16 protein-coding genes are annotated in these 18,573 nt (G+C 55.2%); 5 read left to right on the top strand and 11 right to left on the bottom strand.

The window, feature by feature from the left end; genetic code table 11:
- Positions 1 to 32: 32 nt before the first annotated feature.
- The 3 genes from OZ410_RS04240 to rnr all read right to left on the bottom strand — a co-directional run bounded on the left by OZ410_RS04240 (position 33) and on the right by rnr (position 3,616).
- Entirely contained in the window at positions 33 to 698 is a 666-nt protein-coding gene (locus OZ410_RS04240; RefSeq protein ID WP_277707169.1) for a LysE family translocator, read from the bottom strand.
- A 6-nt stretch (positions 699 to 704) separates the two neighbouring features.
- Positions 705 to 1,364 (bottom strand): head GIN domain-containing protein, encoded by a 660-nt coding sequence (locus OZ410_RS04245; protein WP_277706673.1) that lies wholly within the window; start codon positions 1,362 to 1,364, stop codon positions 705 to 707.
- A gap of 65 nt (positions 1,365 to 1,429) precedes the next feature.
- On the bottom strand, positions 1,430 to 3,616 hold the full coding sequence (rnr, locus tag OZ410_RS04250; RefSeq protein WP_277706674.1) for a ribonuclease R: 2,187 nt from the start codon (positions 3,614 to 3,616) through the stop codon (positions 1,430 to 1,432).
- Positions 3,617 to 4,220: 604 nt separating this feature from the next.
- Here rnr and OZ410_RS04255 point away from each other — a divergent pair.
- From OZ410_RS04255 to OZ410_RS04265, 3 genes are read left to right on the top strand one after another with little or no spacing between them, the layout of a single operon-like run.
- The gene (locus tag OZ410_RS04255; protein WP_277706675.1) at positions 4,221 to 4,652 is read left to right on the top strand and encodes an RpiB/LacA/LacB family sugar-phosphate isomerase; all 432 of its coding nucleotides are present in this window, start codon (positions 4,221 to 4,223) and stop codon (positions 4,650 to 4,652) included.
- Between the two features lie 21 nt (positions 4,653 to 4,673).
- Positions 4,674 to 5,585 (top strand): cation diffusion facilitator family transporter, encoded by a 912-nt coding sequence (locus OZ410_RS04260; RefSeq protein WP_277706676.1) that lies wholly within the window; start codon positions 4,674 to 4,676, stop codon positions 5,583 to 5,585.
- Between the two features lies 1 nt (position 5,586).
- A complete protein-coding gene (locus tag OZ410_RS04265; RefSeq protein WP_277706677.1) occupies positions 5,587 to 6,030 on the top strand; it encodes a GNAT family N-acetyltransferase in 444 nt (147 codons plus the stop codon).
- Here the strand turns inward: OZ410_RS04265 and OZ410_RS04270 are convergent.
- The 7 genes from OZ410_RS04270 to OZ410_RS04300 all read right to left on the bottom strand — a co-directional run bounded on the left by OZ410_RS04270 (position 6,027) and on the right by OZ410_RS04300 (position 13,510).
- Positions 6,027 to 6,404 (bottom strand): hypothetical protein, encoded by a 378-nt coding sequence (locus OZ410_RS04270; RefSeq protein ID WP_277706678.1) that lies wholly within the window; start codon positions 6,402 to 6,404, stop codon positions 6,027 to 6,029. The two genes, OZ410_RS04265 and OZ410_RS04270, sit on opposite strands and share 4 nt — an antisense overlap.
- An 87-nt stretch (positions 6,405 to 6,491) precedes the next feature.
- A complete protein-coding gene (locus OZ410_RS04275; protein ID WP_277706679.1) occupies positions 6,492 to 7,556 on the bottom strand; it encodes a Gfo/Idh/MocA family protein in 1,065 nt (354 codons plus the stop codon).
- Positions 7,553 to 9,679, bottom strand: coding sequence for an outer membrane protein assembly factor BamB family protein (locus OZ410_RS04280; protein WP_277706680.1), 2,127 nt, complete (start codon positions 9,677 to 9,679; stop codon positions 7,553 to 7,555). The genes OZ410_RS04275 and OZ410_RS04280 overlap by 4 nt, the downstream gene beginning before the upstream one ends.
- 47 nt (positions 9,680 to 9,726) lie before the next feature.
- Entirely contained in the window at positions 9,727 to 10,581 is an 855-nt protein-coding gene (locus OZ410_RS04285; protein WP_277706681.1) for a fructosamine kinase family protein, read from the bottom strand.
- 9 nt (positions 10,582 to 10,590) lie between these two features.
- Entirely contained in the window at positions 10,591 to 11,514 is a 924-nt protein-coding gene (locus OZ410_RS04290) for an MBL fold metallo-hydrolase (RefSeq protein ID WP_277706682.1), read from the bottom strand.
- A gap of 3 nt (positions 11,515 to 11,517) precedes the next feature.
- On the bottom strand, positions 11,518 to 13,146 hold the full coding sequence (locus OZ410_RS04295) for a S41 family peptidase (RefSeq protein ID WP_277706683.1): 1,629 nt from the start codon (positions 13,144 to 13,146) through the stop codon (positions 11,518 to 11,520).
- Positions 13,070 to 13,510, bottom strand: coding sequence for a ribonuclease P protein component (locus tag OZ410_RS04300; protein WP_277706684.1), 441 nt, complete (start codon positions 13,508 to 13,510; stop codon positions 13,070 to 13,072). Before OZ410_RS04300 ends, OZ410_RS04295 begins: the two co-directional genes overlap by 77 nt.
- A gap of 122 nt (positions 13,511 to 13,632) precedes the next feature.
- On the opposite strand from OZ410_RS04300, the gene OZ410_RS04305 reads away from it, so the two are divergent.
- The gene (locus OZ410_RS04305) at positions 13,633 to 15,489 is read left to right on the top strand and encodes a glutamate-cysteine ligase family protein (RefSeq protein ID WP_277706685.1); all 1,857 of its coding nucleotides are present in this window, start codon (positions 13,633 to 13,635) and stop codon (positions 15,487 to 15,489) included.
- Positions 15,476 to 16,717, top strand: a complete 1,242-nt coding sequence (locus OZ410_RS04310) for a succinylglutamate desuccinylase/aspartoacylase family protein (RefSeq protein ID WP_277706686.1) — start codon at positions 15,476 to 15,478, stop codon at positions 16,715 to 16,717. Before OZ410_RS04305 ends, OZ410_RS04310 begins: the two co-directional genes overlap by 14 nt.
- Here the strand turns inward: OZ410_RS04310 and OZ410_RS04315 are convergent.
- Positions 16,714 to 18,564, bottom strand: a complete 1,851-nt coding sequence (locus OZ410_RS04315) for a M1 family metallopeptidase (protein ID WP_277706687.1) — start codon at positions 18,562 to 18,564, stop codon at positions 16,714 to 16,716. The genes OZ410_RS04310 and OZ410_RS04315 overlap by 4 nt on opposite strands.
- Positions 18,565 to 18,573 lie beyond the last annotated feature (9 nt).

The raw sequence follows: 18,573 nt of genomic DNA on the forward strand, positions 1-18,573 counted from the left end.
TGAAAAAACCTCCGGAAATTCCGGGGGTTTTTTTATTCCCGTATCATTTCAATGCGTTGTTCCAGGGCTCGGCGTTCGCTGGGCAGGAAGCCTTCCAGGATCAGGATAATCCCGCATATCACCAGCAGGATACCCAGGATTTTCTTGAGCCAGTGGATCCGGTGGCGCGTCAGTTTGCTGCGCAATTGTTTGGCCAGTAGTATTTTGACAATATCTGTGGCCAGGTAGGTGGCCAGCATGGCAGTAAAGAAGGTAATGATGCGGTGGGAGTCATTTTCAAGGCTTGGACCCACAATGATGATCACCCCCAGCCAGAAGACCAGGACCCCGATATTGATAAAATTCAGGAGGAAGCCCTTTACCATAAGACCCAGATAATCCGTACCCCGGGTCACAAAATTGGGGTTCTTGCCTTTAAAGTCCGACCGGAACACCGTGGCCAGCCCATACACCAAAAGGATAACGCCCCCGAAAACATAGAGCCCCGGCTGGTTACTCAGGTTTTCCAGTAACTGGTAGCTACTGAAGTAGGCAATGACCAAAAAGAGGATATCCGCCAGGATAACCCCGATATCCAGGCTTAACCCCGCCCGGAAACCTTTGGTGGCGCTGGTTTCAAGCAGGACAAAAAACACAGGGCCTATCATGAAGCTCAACAAGAACCCCAGGGGAATGGCTGCCTGTATATCGTCCCAAATCACTTTTTACATCCGTTTTATGGTTCCGCCAAATACGGTTTTTTCATCCATTTTATCCGGGTTGCCGTACACGAGCACCTGCCCCCCGGCCTTTACCGTGGCCTGTACATAGTCCGAGGCATGGATTTCTGCCATAGACCCCGCATTCACATTCACCGTGCAAAACCCGGTCTTAAAGTCTTTTCCGCGGTATTCCCCGCCGGTATTGATCTGAACGTCCTGGTTCTGGGAGGTCCCTGAGGCGGTAATGATACCACCGGTCACGGATTTAACCAGGAATTGGGTGACTTCTGCCGCCACGCGGATTTCCCCGCCTTCCTGGGCTTTTACCTCCAATACGTCCTGCCGGATTACCGTTTCGGCCCGGATCAGTGCATCCTCATTCACATCGATTATGCGGGGTGCACGGGTATAGTAGATATCGACAAAGGTGCGGTATCCGCTGAAGATGCGGGTAATCTGCATGCGGATTTTCAGTACCCCGTCCGTGTTGACCACAGCTACCTTATCCGTGTCCTCGCCCCGGATAACCGCCTGGTTCCTGTCCGAAGGGATCAGGTTTACCGACAGCCCGTCAAATACCTTAAGTTCGTGGTATTCCCCCAGCGTATGGGTAATGGTTCCTTCCTGCCCCACCGCGGGAAAAATTCCCCACAATAGCGCCATGCACCATACCAGCCATGTTTTTAGGTAACCCATAGGCATCTCTTTTCCAGGTGCCGGGGAACCCCCTATCGTTTGCCGATCAGGGCAAAATCCAGGTGGCGTTTGATCAGGTCGGTGTGTTTGACCATCACGCGAACCTCATCCCCCAGCTGGTAAACGGAACCTTTGCGTTCCCCTACCAGGGCATACTGCCTTTCATCAAAGGTATAATAATCATCCTTTAAATCCCGGATCCGGACCATGCCTTCGCACTTGTTTTCGACGATCTCCACGTAAATACCCCATTCGGTTACCCCGGAGATCACCCCATCGAACTCCTGGTCGCGATGGTCTTCCATGAATTTTACCTGCATGTACTTCACTGAATCCCGCTCGGCATTGGCTGCCAGGATTTCCATGCTGGTGGAATGTTTGGCCTTTTCCTCATAGGTCTTTTCGGCCGGGGTCTTCCCGCCCTTCAGATAGTGGTCCAGCAACCGGTGTACCATCACATCCGGATAACGGCGGATGGGGGAGGTAAAATGGGTATAATAGTTAAAGGCCAGGCCGTAGTGTCCGATATTCTGGGTACTGTATTCGGCCTTGCTCATGCTTCGGATAGCCAGGGTATCTACCAGGTTTTGCTCCTTTTTCCCTTTTACATCCTCCAGCAACTGGTTAAGCGAACTGTTCAGGGATTTCGGATTTTTAAAATCCAGGCTATGGCCAAAGCGCTTCACAATACCGTTCAGCACCATGAGCTTATCTTCGTCCGGACGGTCATGAACCCTATAAATAAAGGTCTTAACCGGCTGTTGCTTCCCGATAAAGGCCGCTACTTCCCGGTTGGCCAGCAACATAAACTCCTCAATGAGTTTGTTGGCATCCTTGCTTTCCTTTACATACACCCCTACAGGCTGGTTGTTCTCGTCCAGGTGGAATTTAACCTCCACCTTATCGAAAGAAATCGCGCCATAGTCCATCCGCCGGCGGCGCATGATCTTGGCCAACTGGTCCAGGGTGGTAATCGCATCCACCAAAGCCCCTTTTACCTGATATGCCCCTTCTTCCCGGATGGAAACCGTTTCGGGGATCTCGCCTTTTCCGGTTTCTATAACATGCTGGGCTTCCTCGTAGGCAAAACGCTCGTCCGAGTGAATAGCCGTACGGCCAAACCACCGCTTTTTCACCTGCGCATTGGCATCCAGTACAAATACGGCAGAAAAGGTGTATTTATCTTCGTGGGGCCGCAGGGAGCAGGCATTATTGGAAAGGATTTCGGGCAACATGGGCACTACCCGGTCTACCAGGTATACCGAGGTGGCGCGCTCATAAGCTTCCTCTTCCAGCAGGGTATCTGCCTGCAGGTAATGGGATACATCGGCAATATGGATACCTACCTCCACGTCCCCGTTCTCCAGGGGGCGAAAAGACAGGGCATCGTCAAAATCCTTGGCGTCTTTCGGGTCGATGGTAAAGGTGAGTACATCGCGGAAATCCTTTCTGCGGGCTACTTCAGCCTCATCGATACGAGTATCCAGCGCATTGGCCTCGGCCTCAACTTCCGGCGGAAAACGATAGGGTAAACCATATTCGGCCAGGATGGAATGGATTTCGGTATCGTGTTCCCCCGGAATTCCGAGTACCTCGATCACCTTACCGAAAGGCGAATCTGCATCTTCAGGCCAATCCAGCATTTCCACCAGCACCTTTTCATGCTCCTTGGCTCCCTGCAAGTCATCCAGACGCACAAAAATATCGGTATACATCCGGTGGTCTGTAGGGCGTACAAAGGCAAAACTCTTATACGTATCCACAATCCCGACAAAGGCGGTCTTCTTGCGCTTTACCACCTTGAGGATCTTTCCTTCCGGCCGGCTTTGTTTACGCTTCTGAAACAATTGTACCTCCACGGTATCTCCGTGAAAGGCCCGATTCAGGTTGGGATAACTCACAAAGATATCCTCCTCCAGTTCTTCGGTAACCACATAGCCGTTCCCCTGGGAGTTTACATCCAGGGTGCCCGTAAAACTGGTGGGAACATATATGGCTTTGTACTTGCCGCGTGCGGGTTGGGCAATCCGATTCTTTTCGGCCAGTTGCCCCAGGCGTTTGATCAGCAGGTTTCTTTGGTCGGTACTGGTAATCTGTAGTTGTGCGGCAATTTGCTTGTAATTAAAGCTCTTTTGAGGTTCCGCCTCCAGTACGGTGAAAATTCCCTTGGTAACTTCATTGTTCAAGTGGTTCTTCGCCCGCTTCTTCTTCTTCGACATTCAGGATTTTATTTCGGGCGAAATTACAAATAATATCGCTAGCTGATTCCCAGACCAATACCGGGAACACAGCGCTTCATTCACAATCTTATACATATCTATATTTTTTTCTTTTTAAAATGAATGATTTTTGGGTATGATTATAGGGTGTTAATAGCGTGTAGAAAAACCTTGGCGGAAATTTGGAGAAACGGTTATTAAATAGCTATTAACAGAAAATCCCATCCCCAGAATACTGGTATTACGTCTATTAATAGATTTCTAAACGGGTTTTCATAACCGCTATTAACGGGTTTTCCGGATTCTTTTTGGAGGTTATCCCTGTTCATTGGTTTTTCGCAACCTATAATAATCGGGGTAGAACTCCTGAAAACCTATGCTAGGATATCTGGGGAAAGATGCGTAATGAAGAAATCTCCCGGAATATCAAAGAGATCTTTTCAAATACTTATAGACAATTTCTTAACGTCTTCTTAACGCTATTATTGCAGCGCAGCGAACAAACTTCTTTGTGGCCTGTCTGCCTGTTGTGCCGGGTTAAAAATCAGCGGAATCCGCTACGGGTTTTGTACCTTTACCCTGCGCACCTGAAAAAAACATCCCTATGAAAATCGCAATTGGAAACGACCATGCCGGTACCGAATATAAACTGGCTATAATAGGTTTACTCAAGTCCATGGGGATTGAGGTATCGAACTATGGTACGGATGGTTCGGATGCTGTGGATTACGCAGATTTCATTCACCCCGTAGCCAGCGACGTGGCTTCCGGCGAGGCGGACTTCGGCATTATTATCTGCGGCAGCGGCAACGGGGCGGCCATGACTGCCAACAAACACCAGGAAATCCGGGCGGCCCTTTGCTGGAACAAGGAGATCGTATCCCTGGCCCGCGAGCATAACAATGCCAATATCCTGAGTCTCCCGGCCCGCTTTATTGCCATTCCTCAGGCCCTGGATATGGTGCGCACCTTTCTCAACACCCCGTTTGAAGGCGGCCGTCACCAGCGCAGAATTGAGAAAATCCCGTGTATGTAAGGGAGTGCAGAAACCGGCCGTATGTCGCATAACCACAGCCATCACCATCATCACAAGGAACTGCAGGGTAAAAACCTGTTGATTTCCATCTTCCTGAACATCCTGATTACTGCAGCCCAGATTGTGGGTGGGTTTATGTCGGGCAGCCTGGCATTGTTGTCGGATGCCCTACATAATTTCAGCGATGTCGTATCCCTGGTCATCAGCTATATTGCCAACCGCCTGGGGCGCCGGGCAGCCTCTTCCCGAAGGACCTTCGGGTACAAACGGGCCGAAATCATTGCGGCATTTGTGAATTCCGCCTCCCTGATCGTGGTGGCGGTATTGCTGATCAAGGAGGCCGTAGAGCGCTTCCTGGAACCCCAGCAGATCGGATCCGTTATGGTAATTGTCCTGTCATTGCTGGGCATCCTGGCCAACGGGTTCAGCGTATGGCTCCTGCGCAGCACGGCCGAAGGGAATATGAATATGCGCTCGGCCTATCTGCACCTGTTTACAGATATGCTGGCATCTGTAGCCGTTTTGGTGGGGGGCCTGCTCATGTATTTTTTCGGGTGGTACTGGATAGACCCGCTGCTCACCATTCTTATTGGACTCTATCTCATTTATATGGGGTATGACCTGCTGAAATCGTCTACGCGCGTACTCATGCTATTTACGCCGGACAGCATAAAGGTTCAGGAAATCGTGGCCTCCATCAGCGCCATGGAACCGATCAAGAATGTACATCATGTTCACATCTGGCAACTCAATGAGGATGAGGTGCACCTGGAAGCCCACATCGATTTTCAGGAAGACATCCTGCTTTCCGAGTTCGATCGCATCCTGTGCGATATAGAAGCCAAGGTACATAACGAATTCGGCATCAACCACGTGAACATTCAGCCGGAGTTCGGGAAGTGCGACAGCAAACAAGTCATTGTGCAGGACTGATATGGAGATCCGGATCAAACGTTTTCAGGAATTAACCCCGGAGGAGTTATACGCCCTTTTGCAATTGCGAAGCGAAATCTTTGTGGTGGAGCAGGAGTGTATTTACCTGGATCCGGATGGGAAGGACCTCAAGGCCCTGCACGTTCTGGGGATGGAATCTGGCAAACTCGTGGCCTACACCCGTCTTTTTGCACCTGGGGCCTATATGGAACAAGCCAGTATTGGCCGCGTGGCCGTTCGGATGGAAAACCGGGGGAAGGGGCTGGCACGCCAGATTATGATCGCTTCAATGGATGCGATTGGGCAACATTACCACACGGCACACATCGCCCTGTCCGCCCAGCGTTACCTGGAGGATTTTTATCGGGACCTGGGCTTTGAAGCTACAGGGGAACCGTATCTGGAGGATGGTATCCCCCACATTGAAATGCATCGGGTGCCCTAAGTGATCTTTATGGGCTGCTTGTTGTTCAGGTTCAGTTCCTGCAACAGGGTATGGGTAAACTTGTAATGCCCCCTGAAGGTGATGATGCGAAAGCGGTTCGATTTCATCCGGCTGAGCGTATCGAGCAACAGCCACTTGGACTTCAGCAAGGTTGGCGCATCGGACTTCAGGCTCAGGTCAAAGAGGTATTTCCGACCGTTTTTTATAGCCGTGATATCCGGCGTGACGGAATTCCCGGTACTTTGCTTGATAAAGGACTTGGGGGTTTCATACCCGTCCATATCCGCCTTGATGTTTTGAAAGCCGCGCGCTTCCAGGTGTTCAATCGACTTCTCCAGTAGTTCCTGATGTTCTTCTTTTTGTGGCTTGATCATAACGTATAAAATACAAATTCTCAGGTCATATCCAAATCTGACGAAGGGATTAACATAAGATTATTGTATTCAGGGCCAGGAATTTAATCAGAGATAGACCGTCTTCCCGCTGCGGGCGGAGGCATCGGCAGCCAGTACAATCTGCAGGCTGTGAACGGCATCGTTCAGGTGGTCTGTCAGATCCAGATCTTGCCGGATGGCCTTCAGGAAATATTCCTGTTCCAGGCGGCAAAGGCCATCGTGGTCCGGTTCGTCTGCCGTACTGACAATTTCATCCTCCCGCGCGAAGTTTCCATCGGCATCCAGCTGGCTGTGGTGCAGGCGCAGGCTCCCGGTTTTGGAGTGCCCTTCAATATCGTCCGAATCCCCTTTTTCAGAATCCTGTATGGAGACGCAGCCGCGCGGCCCGATCACATCCTTTACAAAAAAGGCGGTTTCGCTCATCATAGGCCCCCAACCCGCTTCGTACCAGCCTACGGAGCCGTCTTCAAAGCGAACCTGCAGCTGGCCATAGTTGTACATGTCTTTATCGATTTCGTCGCTTAGGTGGGCTCCTATGGCGCTCACGCTTACCGGGCGCGAACGGGTCATCAGGCACATGATGTCTACGTAATGCACCCCGCAATCCACAATGGGCGACATGGATCGCAGCAACTGTTTGTGGGTGTACCACTGCTGTCCCGAACTCTGTTGGTTCAGGTTCATGCGCATCACCAGGGGCTTTCCGAGTTCCCGGGCCAGGGATACAAATTTTTCCCAGGCGGGGTGTACCCGAAGGATGTATCCCACCACCATTTTTTTGCCTTTTTCCAGCGCCAGGTTTACCAACTCCCGTGATTCGGCAACGGTTAGCGCCAGGGGTTTTTCTACAAACACATGGCAATGGTGATCCAGGGCCTGGCGCACCAGGGCGGCGTGCGTATCCGGATAGGTGTTTACGGAAACGGCATCTGCGGGTCCGTGGGCCAGTGCTTGGTCCAGGCTGGAAAAGGTGGGATATCCACCCAGTTCGGCCGAGAGCCTTTCCCGGCTTTCCGGGTTGCGGCTTACCAGGCCAACCAATTGAAAGCCGTCCAGCTGGTGGTAGGCGCGGGCATGGCTGGTTCCCATGTTCCCGCATCCCACAACGATGATTTTTATTGGGTTTTTCATGGTGAAGGGATATGAAAGGCGATAATGGTATTCCCGGCTGGGGTGCCCAGTTTTTCACCCCCGCAGGCCAGGGCAATGAATTGCTTACCCCCGGCTTCGTAAAGGGCAGGGGTGGCAAAAGCGGCTGCCGGGAGGGCAACTTCCCAAAGCAAGGCTCCCGTATGCCGGTTAAAGGCCCTGAAGTATCCATCTTTGGTGGCGGCGATAAACAGCAGCCCGTTTTCCGTCACTACGGGCCCCCCGTAATTTTCAGTCCCGGTGGGCGGATGCCCCTGCTCCCGTAGGGCAGGCGTGTCGCCCAGCGGGATGCTCCAGAGGTATTCCCCCTGGTTCAGGTCTATGGCATGCAGGGTGCCCCATGGGGGCGAGATGGCCGGCAGCCCATTGGCATCGAGGAATTTGTCATAGCCCTTGTGTTCAAAGGGGAGTTGAGGTACTCCGGATGGGGCAGACCCTACTTCCTGTTTGTCAGTGCCCTCCATCAGGTACGCGATCAGGGCTTCTTTATCGGCAGGATCCAGGTTCGGGAACCCGGGCATCATCCCCTTGCCAGCCTGTAACAGGGTATGGACTTCTTCAATGGTCTTTCGCCGGTTCAAACCCAGCAGGGAGGGATACCCGCTCAGGGGGAGCCCGCTGCGGTCTGCCTGGTGGCAAACGGCGCAATTACGCGCGTAGGTGATTTCCCCGGCAGAGGCGTTTTCCGGGATGGTCGGTGCAGACATTTGCAGGAACCAGGCCATCTCGTTCGAATTCACGTACAGAATGCCGTTTTCCGGATCTGCCCCGGCACCTCCCCATTCGGCCGCCCCATCGTACCCCGGCAACAGCAATACCGGTTCCAGGCCCGGGGGGGCATACTGCCTGCGGTCTGCCGCCCGAAAGCGCTCCAGCACCTCTTCCGGGTTGGGGGCATATGGGCTCAGGTCTGCCTCGGTCAGGTCCTGCACCTGCCGGGCAAAGGGAGCGGGTTTTACCGGCAGGGGCTGGGTGGGCCAGGCTTCTTCCCCCTCCAGGGTTGAAGGAGGCACCGGCACTTCTTCAATCTCAAACAACGGTTCTCCGGTTACCCGGTTAAAAAGGTAGACGTATCCCTGTTTGGTCACCTGGGCCACGGCGGGAATTTCCTCCCCGTTGCGGGTTACGGTTAAGAGGTTGGGCGGTGCCGGGGGGTCCCGGTCCCACAGGTCATGATGGGTAAACTGGAAATGCCAGAGGCGCTCCCCGGTGTTGGCATCCAGGGCCAGCAGGCAATTCGCAAAGAGGTTCTCTCCTAGCCGCTGCCCCCCGTAGAAGTCCGGGGCGGCAGAACCTGTGGGCACATATAATATTTCCCGCCCCTCATCCAGGGCCATTCCGGCCCAGTTGTTTGCGGCTCCCACCAGGCCTTTGCGGTAGGTTTCCGGATCTTCCCAGGTTTCGTACCCTGTTTCACCGGGGTGTGGGATGGTGTGGAAAACCCAGTTCAGGGCTCCGGTGCGGACGTCAAAAGCCATGATGTCTCCCGGGGCAGCCCCGGGGCCCTCGGATACGCGCAAGGGCATAATAATGTGGTTCTTAAAAATAGTTCCCGGGGTATTCGAGATCACAAATTGATTCCGGGCGCTTTCCGGGAGGCCGGAGCGGAGGTCTACCTGCCCGCCTTTCCCAAAAGAGACCACGGGTTTTCCCGTAAGGGCATTCAGGGCCCAAAGGGATTCGCCCCGGGTGTAAAAAATGCGATGGTCCTCCCCGTCGCTCCAGTAACTCACCCCCCTGCTGGTAGAGTGCCAGGCCTTCAGGGAGTCCCCGAACACCCAAACGGGCCGGCCGGTGCGCGCATCCAGTGCAAATACCCGCAGGGCTGCAGAGACGCCAAATAAAAGGGTATCGACTACCAGGGGGTTCATTTGCATTTGCCCGGCATCTGGCAGTTCGTAGGTCCAGGCCACTTCCAGAGCCGACACATTTTCCGGAGTAAAGGCGTCCAGTTTTGAGAAATGGCTTCGGCCTGCATCGCCCAGGTAACGGGACCAGGTATAAAAGGAAGCCTCTTCGGAACTCCTGGCGGGGGAGTGGGGCTCGCAGCCCGAAAGGGCGCATAAAACAACCAGGCCCAGCAGGGATAAACGGATAGGTGTCATACGCCCCAAGGTAGCGAATTCACCCCGGATTCTTCAGGGCAGGCCGGTTAAAAGAGCTCCCGGCGCAGCCTAAGGACCGCGGGCAGGTAAGAGTTTCCGAAGAGGTTCAGGTGGGCCAGCAGGTAATAGAGCTGATACCACTGCTGGCGCACCTCCCAGCCTTCCTGTTGGGGTGCCAGGGCGTAGTACCCGTCGTAAAAGGCTTCCGGAAACCCACCAAAAAGCCGGCTCATGGCCAGGTCTACCTCGGCATGCCCCCGGTACACTGCAGGGTCGATCAGCACGGCATCCCCGTTCTCTGCGATCAGGAAATTCCCGCCCCAGAGGTCGCCGTGTAAGAGCGATGGAAAAACCTCCGGGGTGTGTTCAGCCATCTTTTGGCAGAGTTCTTCTGCCGTTGGGATTTCGGATTGTGCCATAAGGCCGGCAGCGATGGCCATCCGATATTGGGGCATTAGGCGGTGGTGGACATAAAACGCGACCCAATCCGCTTCCCTGGGGTTTTTCTGGGGCAGGCGCCCCAGGAAGTTGTCCGAATCCCAGCCAAAAGCGGGAGCTTTCTGCAAGTGCATACGCGCCAGGTTGGCGCCAAAGGCCCGGCATTCCTCCGGGCTGCCAGGGCGGGAAGGGATCCATTCCATCACCAGGCAGGCCCCATTTTCCAGGGGATACACCCCATCGACTTCGGGCGTGCGCAATACCCCTGCAGCCCCCAGGGCCTGTAGCCCCTCAGCTTCTGCCCTGAGCCCGGTATAGGCCGTGCCGCCGTCAAGGGTTTTCAAAAACCGGAGCCCATGGGGTGTTACCATCCGGAAAGCGCGTGCGGTATCGCCCCCGCCCAGGGGTTCCAGGGAAAGGACGGGGATGCCTGTGGCGTTTTGTAATCGGGCTTTGAAAGGCATCAGCAGGGGTTAAAGCCGGAACACCTGGCCCTGGCGGGCAATGTGGAATCCGGCAGCCTCCACAGCCTTTGACGCCTCGCTTTCCGGGTCCAGCAGGGGGTTGGTGTGGTTCATGTGAATAAAGAAGACCTTCTCTTTTTCGGCTTCCGGCAGGCGGGCAAACCGCGCCATACTTTCGGAAACAAAGGGGTGGGGGATTTCGGAAATGTCCCGGTAGCCTACTTCGGAGGCATCGAAAAAAGTGGCATCCAAGAAGGCGTAATCCACAGCCCGGATATGCGCTTCAATATCGGTTTCCCAGCGTTCCCATTTATCGATGTCCGGGATAAAAAGCGCTGTTTTCCGGGGCCCTGCGATCAGGAAACCCACCGTCTCGGAGTATTCGTCCCGGTGGGGTACCCGCACAGGGGTTACCTTCAGGTTGGGGCCCAGGCTTGCAGCCTTTCCGTCTTTCAGGGGCGCCAGGTGGATGTTCCCTGCGGAAACGAGCTGCCTCCATGGCCCGTTCCGGCGCAGGAAGCGGCTCATCCGGGGCATGGCATACACCGGGATTCCAGGGGCATTCAGGGCCTCTCGCCCCAGGAATTGCAGACCGGAATAGTGCCCGATATGGGCATGGGTCAGGAAGATGCCGGACGGCAGGGGTAAGCCTGTGGCCCGGTGTAACGCATCCATTTGCGCCCCCAGGTCGGGCGTAGCCTCAAACAGGTAGGAGGTACCTTGTGCCGGGTCGGACAGGCCCAGGCATACCACGTGTCTGGGGGCCATTTTTTCGGGTTCCGGCGAGGCACAACAGGCGCGCTGGCAGCCAATGTGCGGCAGCCCGCCGTCCTGTACGGTTCCCAGTACTATGAGCGAAACCCCTTCCTGCTGGGCTGTTGCGGTGCCGCCCAGCACAAGGCTGGTCCAAACCAAGAAAAGCAGACGACGCATGGGCTAACGGAGGATTTCGGCGTAACGCTTAGGGCTGGACAGCAGCTCCCGGGCGGCCAGGATGGCCGTGTCACGGTTCAGGAAAGACTCGTAGAGCCCCTCCCGGTAGACGTACCGTTTAATGATTTCGTCCTCCAGGGCCTTGGTAAGCTCCGCGGAGTAGGTGTCCAGGGCGGCCAGCTTCTTTTTCTCCAGCTGCAGCAACAGGTCGCGGAATTCGCCTTCCAGGCTTTCGTCAAAAACGATGGATTCCCGGGCAGTCAGTGCCTCCCGCAGGGCATGTTCCGTCTTGGTTTCAAAATCGAAGCCGCTTTTCGCCACAAATTCCTTGAATGCCCCATACTGGCTTGCCCCCAGGTGAAAACTACCCGGGTTTTCCAGCTGGTGGGTGTAGAAATACTGGGTGGCAAAGTCAAAAACCACGTGGTTGTCTACCAGGGCGCGGGTCAGGTCATTGCTGCGCATGTCTGCAATTTCTACATCGGGCATCACCCCGCCCCCATCGGTGACCTTACGGCCATTGCGGGTGCGGAATTCCTGGAATTCTGTATTGCGGACGGCGTTGCCGCTGGCATCCCGGTTCCAGTAATCCAGGGACTGAATGCAACGGCCGGAAGGGGTGTAATAGCGGCTGATGGTCACCTTCAGCTGGGTGCCGTAGGTAAGTTTAAGGGGGCGCTGTACCAACCCTTTTCCAAAACTGCGGGCGCCCATTACTACGGCCCGGTCCAGGTCCTGCAGGCTGCCGGAAACGATTTCGCTGGCCGAGGCGCTGCGGTCGTTTACCAGCACCACCAGCGGGATTTCAGTGTCTTCGGCCTTGTTCCGCGTTTTATAGGTTTGGTTGAACTTTTTGACTTTGGATTGGGTGGTGACAATCAGCTCGCCTTTGGGCACAAACAGGTTGGTGACGTTTATCGCTTCGGTCAACAACCCTCCCGGGTTATCTCTCAGATCCAGGATGATCCGCTCTGCCCCCTGCCCTTTCAGATCCAATAAGGCTTCCCGGGTCTGGGCCGAGGCCTTGGCATTAAAGCGGGAGAGGACAATATACCCCGTTTTGTCGTCGGCCATCCGGTAAAAAGGGACGGCGTCTACTTCAATCCCCCCGCGGGAAACGTCGGCGGTCTGCAGGGATCCCTGCCGGCGGAAGGTAACAGTGACCGTGGAATTGTTAGCGCCTTTTAGGAGCTCTACGGCATCTTCCTGGAAGTCTGCCACGGACACATCCCCGATCTTTACAATTTCATCGCCGGCCCGGAGCCCGGCCTGGTCTGCCGGATATCCCTTGTAGGGTTCCACAATAACCAAACGGTCTTTGTACGAACGAACCAGGGCTCCAATTCCGGAGTATTCTCCGGCATTACTGATTTTATAGGCCTCCACATCCTGTTCGTTCAAATAGACGGTATAGGGGTCCAGGTCCGAAAGCATATTTTTGATGGCGGTGTCCATCAGCTCGGCCGGGTTGGTCTCGTCCACATAATTCATGTTCAATTCCTTGAACAGGGTGGTAAAGATTTCGATCTGTTTGGCGACCTCAAAAAAGTCGTTTTTAAACGCGGTGGTCCCGAGGAAGATCAGGACGGCCGCCAGGGGGACCAAAACGCGGGTCTTCAGCAGCTTCTTCATGGGTTTGGATTTTTTGCAGCAATTCTTTTACACACCGGTGTATGGTAGGAAAGTCCGGCAGTTCTTTTCCAAGGTATAAAAATACCAACGCATAGCTTCCCTGTGTATTGTTAAAAAAGGCCTCCTTTTCCAGGCGGTAGGCTTCCCGCATCAGCCGTTTGGTACGATTGCGCTGGTATGCCTTTCGCAGGTTCCGCTTAGAAACCGCGAAGCCAGCCTGTGCCCGGACCCTGCCCGGCATGGGGGTTTTCAGGAAGGTGGCCCGCAGGGGGTAGGCCTTCAGGGAAACACCCCGGGCAAACAGCTCTTCCCAGAGCCGCTGGCGTTTGAGTTTTTCGGATTTTGGAAAGCGTTGGCCGGCCATGCCCAAAAATAGGAATAATTGGGGCCATCACAGGGGTGACAATTATCATAAATCTCCGGGCCGGTGGCTCGTAACTTGCCGTGAGCCGGCATTTCAAAAGGACCGGCCCAAAAAAGAAACCCATGGGAACCTTAGCCGTTAAACCCCTGCAGGGGGCTGCGGAGCGGGAGCGCTATTTCCATCGCCTGCTTACGGATATCGCCGCGCTGGAGCAAATGCTGCAACAGGACTGCTTTGACCGGGAATGCATGCGGATTGGGGCGGAGCAGGAATTTTGCCTGGTCACCCGCAATTGGGAGCCGTCGGACCAGGCCGTGAATATCCTCAAGGATATCCAGGACCCGCATTTTACCTCCGAGCTCACCCGCTACAACCTGGAGGCGAACCTGGACCCCCTTCCCCTTAGCGGGAAGTGTTTTTCCCGTATGCACGAGCAGTTAAACAGTTTGATGGACCATGCCCAGCAGGTTGCCGAGCAACACGATAACCACATTATCCTTACCGGCATCCTCCCCACTATAGGCACCCACCACCTTTCCACAGACTACATGACCCCTGTGGAGCGTTATAAAATCCTGAACGAGGCCGTAAAGGGCGTACGCGGGGCAGATTTGGATATCCACATAAAAGGGGTGGATGAGGTGAACCTGAACCACGACTCCATCATGTACGAGGGCTGTAACACCAGTTTCCAGGCCCACCTGCAGATTGACCCGGACCGGTTTGCCGACACCTACAATTGGGCCCAGGCCATTTCCGGCCCTATCCTGAGCATCTGCACCAATTCCCCCATGCTAATGGGGCGCGAACTCTGGGAGGAAACCCGGATAGCTCTCTTTACCCAAAGTGTAGATACCCGCAAAAGTACCTTCCTGCTCAATGAACGGGAACCCCGGGTAGGCTTTGGCACTGCCTGGGCCAGCGGCACCCCGGCGGATTTTTTCAAGAAATCCATCGTGCGCTTCCGCAGCCTGATCTCCACTGACTTTGAGGAGGCGAACAGCCTTGAGGTGCTCCGGGAGGGAGGGGTACCGCGCCTGGCGGCCTTAAACCTGCACAACGGCACCGTATACCCCTGGAACCGTCTTTGCTATGGGCGGGGCGGTGAAAAACCCCACCTGCGGATCGAAAACCGGTACCTCCCTTCGGGCCCTACCACTGCGGACGAGATTGCAAACCTGGTCCTGTGGGTAGGGGTAATGAGCGGCAAGCCCCGGGCCTGGGAAGATATCCACACCAAAATGGATTTCCGCGATGCCAAAAAGAATTTCTTCAATGCAGCCCGATACGGGATGGCAGCCCAGTTTCACTGGGACGGGAAGATCATCCCTGCCCGCGAACTGCTGCGCGATTTCTTCCTCCCGATGGCCTATCAGGGCCTGACCCGACTTCAGGTAGACCGGGCGGATATCGAACGCTATCTTAAAATCATTGAAAACCGCATTGGCAGCCACAACGGGTCCGAATGGATGGTACAGACCTACCGCGAACTCCGGCACACCCTGAATGCCCCGGAGGCCCTTCGGAAATTAACAGCCTGCCTCTTTGACCGCTCCTTTAAAGGATACCCGGTAGATGCCTGGAAAAAGACCTGCCATACGGAATCCCCCACCCGGTTTAAGCACCCCCGGGTGGGAGACCTAATGAGCACCCGTATTGTCACGGCCCAGGAGGAAGACAGTGCGGCCCTGGTGGTAGAGATCATGAAATGGAACGGGTTTCACCACCTGCCTATCCTGAATGGACGCAATGAACTGTCTGGCCTGCTCAGCTGGACCGATGTGGCGGAGATCAGCGATAAGCCTGAAATATACCATACCGGGATACGGGCCCTGATGCGCACCGAACTGATTACTATTGGCCGGGAAGCTTCGGCCAAGAAAGCCCGGAAACTGATGAACCAACACCAGATCAATTGCCTTCCCGTGGTAGAGGGGCATGCCCTGGTGGGAATACTGACCTCCAATGACCTCCCCTAGCCCTGCAATCGAACACCCATGTGCACAACGCACGATCACCGGGGAGCGGCTTATCGGCTGTTTCCACGGGAGGGTGCCCGGCCCTACCCTGATTTGCCTGGGGGGCATCCACGGGAATGAACCTGCCGGCGTACAGGCCCTGGATCGGGTATGCACCGCCTTGAAGCAGGGTAACGTGCCATGGGAAAAGGGGCATTTTTATGCCTTTCGGGGCAACCTGGAGGGCCTCAGGCGCCATGTGCGTTATATAGACCAGGACCTGAACCGCATTTGGAGGCGGGAAAACATCCGGGATATCGAAAAGCGCCTGCCGGGAGAACGGACTTGTGAGGAGCGGGAATTGCTGGAACTCCACGGGTGGATCCGGGAAATTCTCTCCCGCCATACCCCCCCATTCTATTTCCTGGACTTGCATACCACCTCCAGCCAGACCCTGCCGTTTATCACCATTAACGACGCGGTCATTAACCGGAAGTTCGCCAGTCTGTTTCCCGTCCCGGTAATCCTGGGGATCGAGGAATACCTGGGGGGCCCGTTGCTGAGCTATATCAATGAACTGGGCTATGTGTCCATGGGGTTTGAGTCGGGCCAGCATGATTGCCCGCGGGCTGTGGACTACGCGGAGGACTTCCTTTGGCTGACCCTGGCGTATTCAGGACTGCTCGCGGAATCGAATATCCCGGAATTCCAGCAGCGGCAGATCCGTTTGCGGGAAGGGGCCGAGGGAGACCACCATTTCTACGAGGTGTTCCACCGGCATGGCCTTGAAGACCCCTCGGCTTTCCGGATGGTACAGGGTTATCGGAGTTTCGAGGAGGTGCCCAAAGGGCGGTTACTGGCGCACGACCATGGTACTCCCGTCTATATGGGTAAACCCGGGATGCTGTTTATGCCCCTATACCAGAAACAGGGGGAGGAAGGCTTCTTCCTGATCCGGAAAATCCCCTCATGGGCGCTGCGTTTCTCTGCCTGGTTGCGACGGTTCCGCTTCCAGGATGTCCTGGTACTTTTGCCGGGCATCCGATGGACAGAAAAAGGAAGCGACACCTTGTTGGTAGACCTGCGGGTAGCGCGCTTTTTCAGCAAGCCGATATTCCACCTGCTGGGGTATCGCAGCCGCTTCAAGGACCATTCCCACCTGGTGTTATCCAACCGGGAACGCCCCGCCCGCAACGCAGATTACCAGGGGTTGTTCTGGTTTGAACGCCGGAACACCACCCCGGGTTAGGGGGTGGGTTGCCAGCTGTTGTTTTCCGTGTCTATGTCCGCCATCAGGCCCGAGGGATCTATAACCACCGCCTGCACGGCACTAAACGGCATGTCGATCTCGAAGGTGTATGTGGGTTGTGCCCAGGGCCAGTCCGCCAGGACTGTCCGGTCAATGCCAGGGTAGGGATTGCCCTTTTCCCCCCGCATCATCCGCAGGGGCAGGTAATACCCTTCCCGGGAATTGTCCTTGCCTACCACCAGCAGGTCTACAGGCATGGGCATAAGCCCGATGCGCTTCAGGGTGATCCGGGTTTTGTCTCCCGCCGCTGCCACTTCTTCAATGGCGTAGTCTATAGTGTTGGTGGTCTGGGTCCAGTCTACAAGATACCATTCCAGCTCCATCCCACTCACTTTTTCGGCAGTCCGGATGATGTCGTTGGGCACCGGGTGCTTGAATTTAAAATCCCGGTAATAACGGCGCAGGGCTTCCATCAGTTTATCCTGCCCGATCACATAGCCCAGCTGGGCCAGGAACACCGCCCCTTTGCTGTAGGCCGAAATGCCGTACCCGGTATTGAAGGCATAGCGGTCCGCATGGGTGCTCATGGGCTGTTCCCGACCGGATTGGGCCAGGCGGTAGTACCCCATATAAGACCCCCGGAAGGGGTTTTCCTGCCCCCGTTCCATAATGGTATTCATGCAGAGTGCGGAGATAAAGGAAGTAAAACCTTCGTCCATCCATTCGTGCCGGGCTTCGTTGGTGGCCAGTACGTGCTGGAACCAGGAGTGTGCCATTTCGTGTACCATAACCCCTACCAGGCTTTCAAAAGAGCGCTCGCCGGTAATCAGGGTGCTCATGGCATATTCCATCCCGCCGTCCCCGCCTTGTACCACGGAGTACTGCTCGTAAGGGTAGGGCCCGACGTTGCGGTTAAAAAAGCCCATGGCCTCGGCAGTTTTGGGCTGGAGGTTTTTCCAGTTTTCCAGCAATTCGGGCTTGTCCTTGTAGAAGAAATGGAGCACGGGCCCGTTTTCCATTTTTAAGGTGTCATGGCGGTATTCCGGGTCTGCCGCCCACATAAAATCGTGGACCATGGGGGCTTTGAAGTGCCAGGTCAGGGTTTTCCCTTTGGGTTTGCGCACGGTGGTGCCAGGGGCCTCGTACCCATGGCCGATCTCCTGGGGGTTTTGCAGGTAACCCGTTCCACCTACTACATAGTCTTTGTCCAGTGTGAGTTTTACATCAAAATCCCCCCATACCCCGTGGAATTCCCGGGCAATATAAGGGTCGGCGTGCCAGCCTTCAAAGTCGTATTCCGCCATTTTGGGATACCACTGGCTCATGGACAGGGCCACCCCTTCCCGGTTGTTGCGCCCGGATCGGCGGATCTGCAGGGGTACCTGCCCCTCGAATTGCATTAGGAATTCCGTGGTAGCCCCCGGCAGGACAGGTTGTGCCAGGTTTACCACCAGGACAGTGCCCTCCAGGGAATGGCTTACGGCCTGCCCGTCCTGGGTGAGGGAGGTGGCGCGCAGGTATCCGATTTCATCCGGGCCCAGCGCAGCAATACGGCTTTTCCCGTCTTCGGTCATCCGGCCGTCCGGGTCTTCGATACTCTGCAGGCGCAGGTCCATTTCGCTCCCGGGTTGGAAGGCGTTAAAATACATGTGGTAGAAAACGCGGCTAAGGGTGTCCGGCGAATGGTTGGTGTAGCGCAGGATCTGGGTACCGGTATAGCGGTAGGTTTTTACATCCATATCTACCTCCATGGTGTAGTCTGCGTGTTGTTGCCAGTAACTTGAGTTGCCCTGGGCAGCCAGTTGGAACCCGGCCAGCAGCAGCAACCCCCAAATGTGTCGAATCATCGTTTGCTG

Origin of the sequence: Robiginitalea aestuariiviva, assembly GCF_029537735.1 — a bacterium.
GTDB classification, from domain to species: domain Bacteria; phylum Bacteroidota; class Bacteroidia; order Flavobacteriales; family Flavobacteriaceae; genus Robiginitalea; species Robiginitalea aestuariiviva.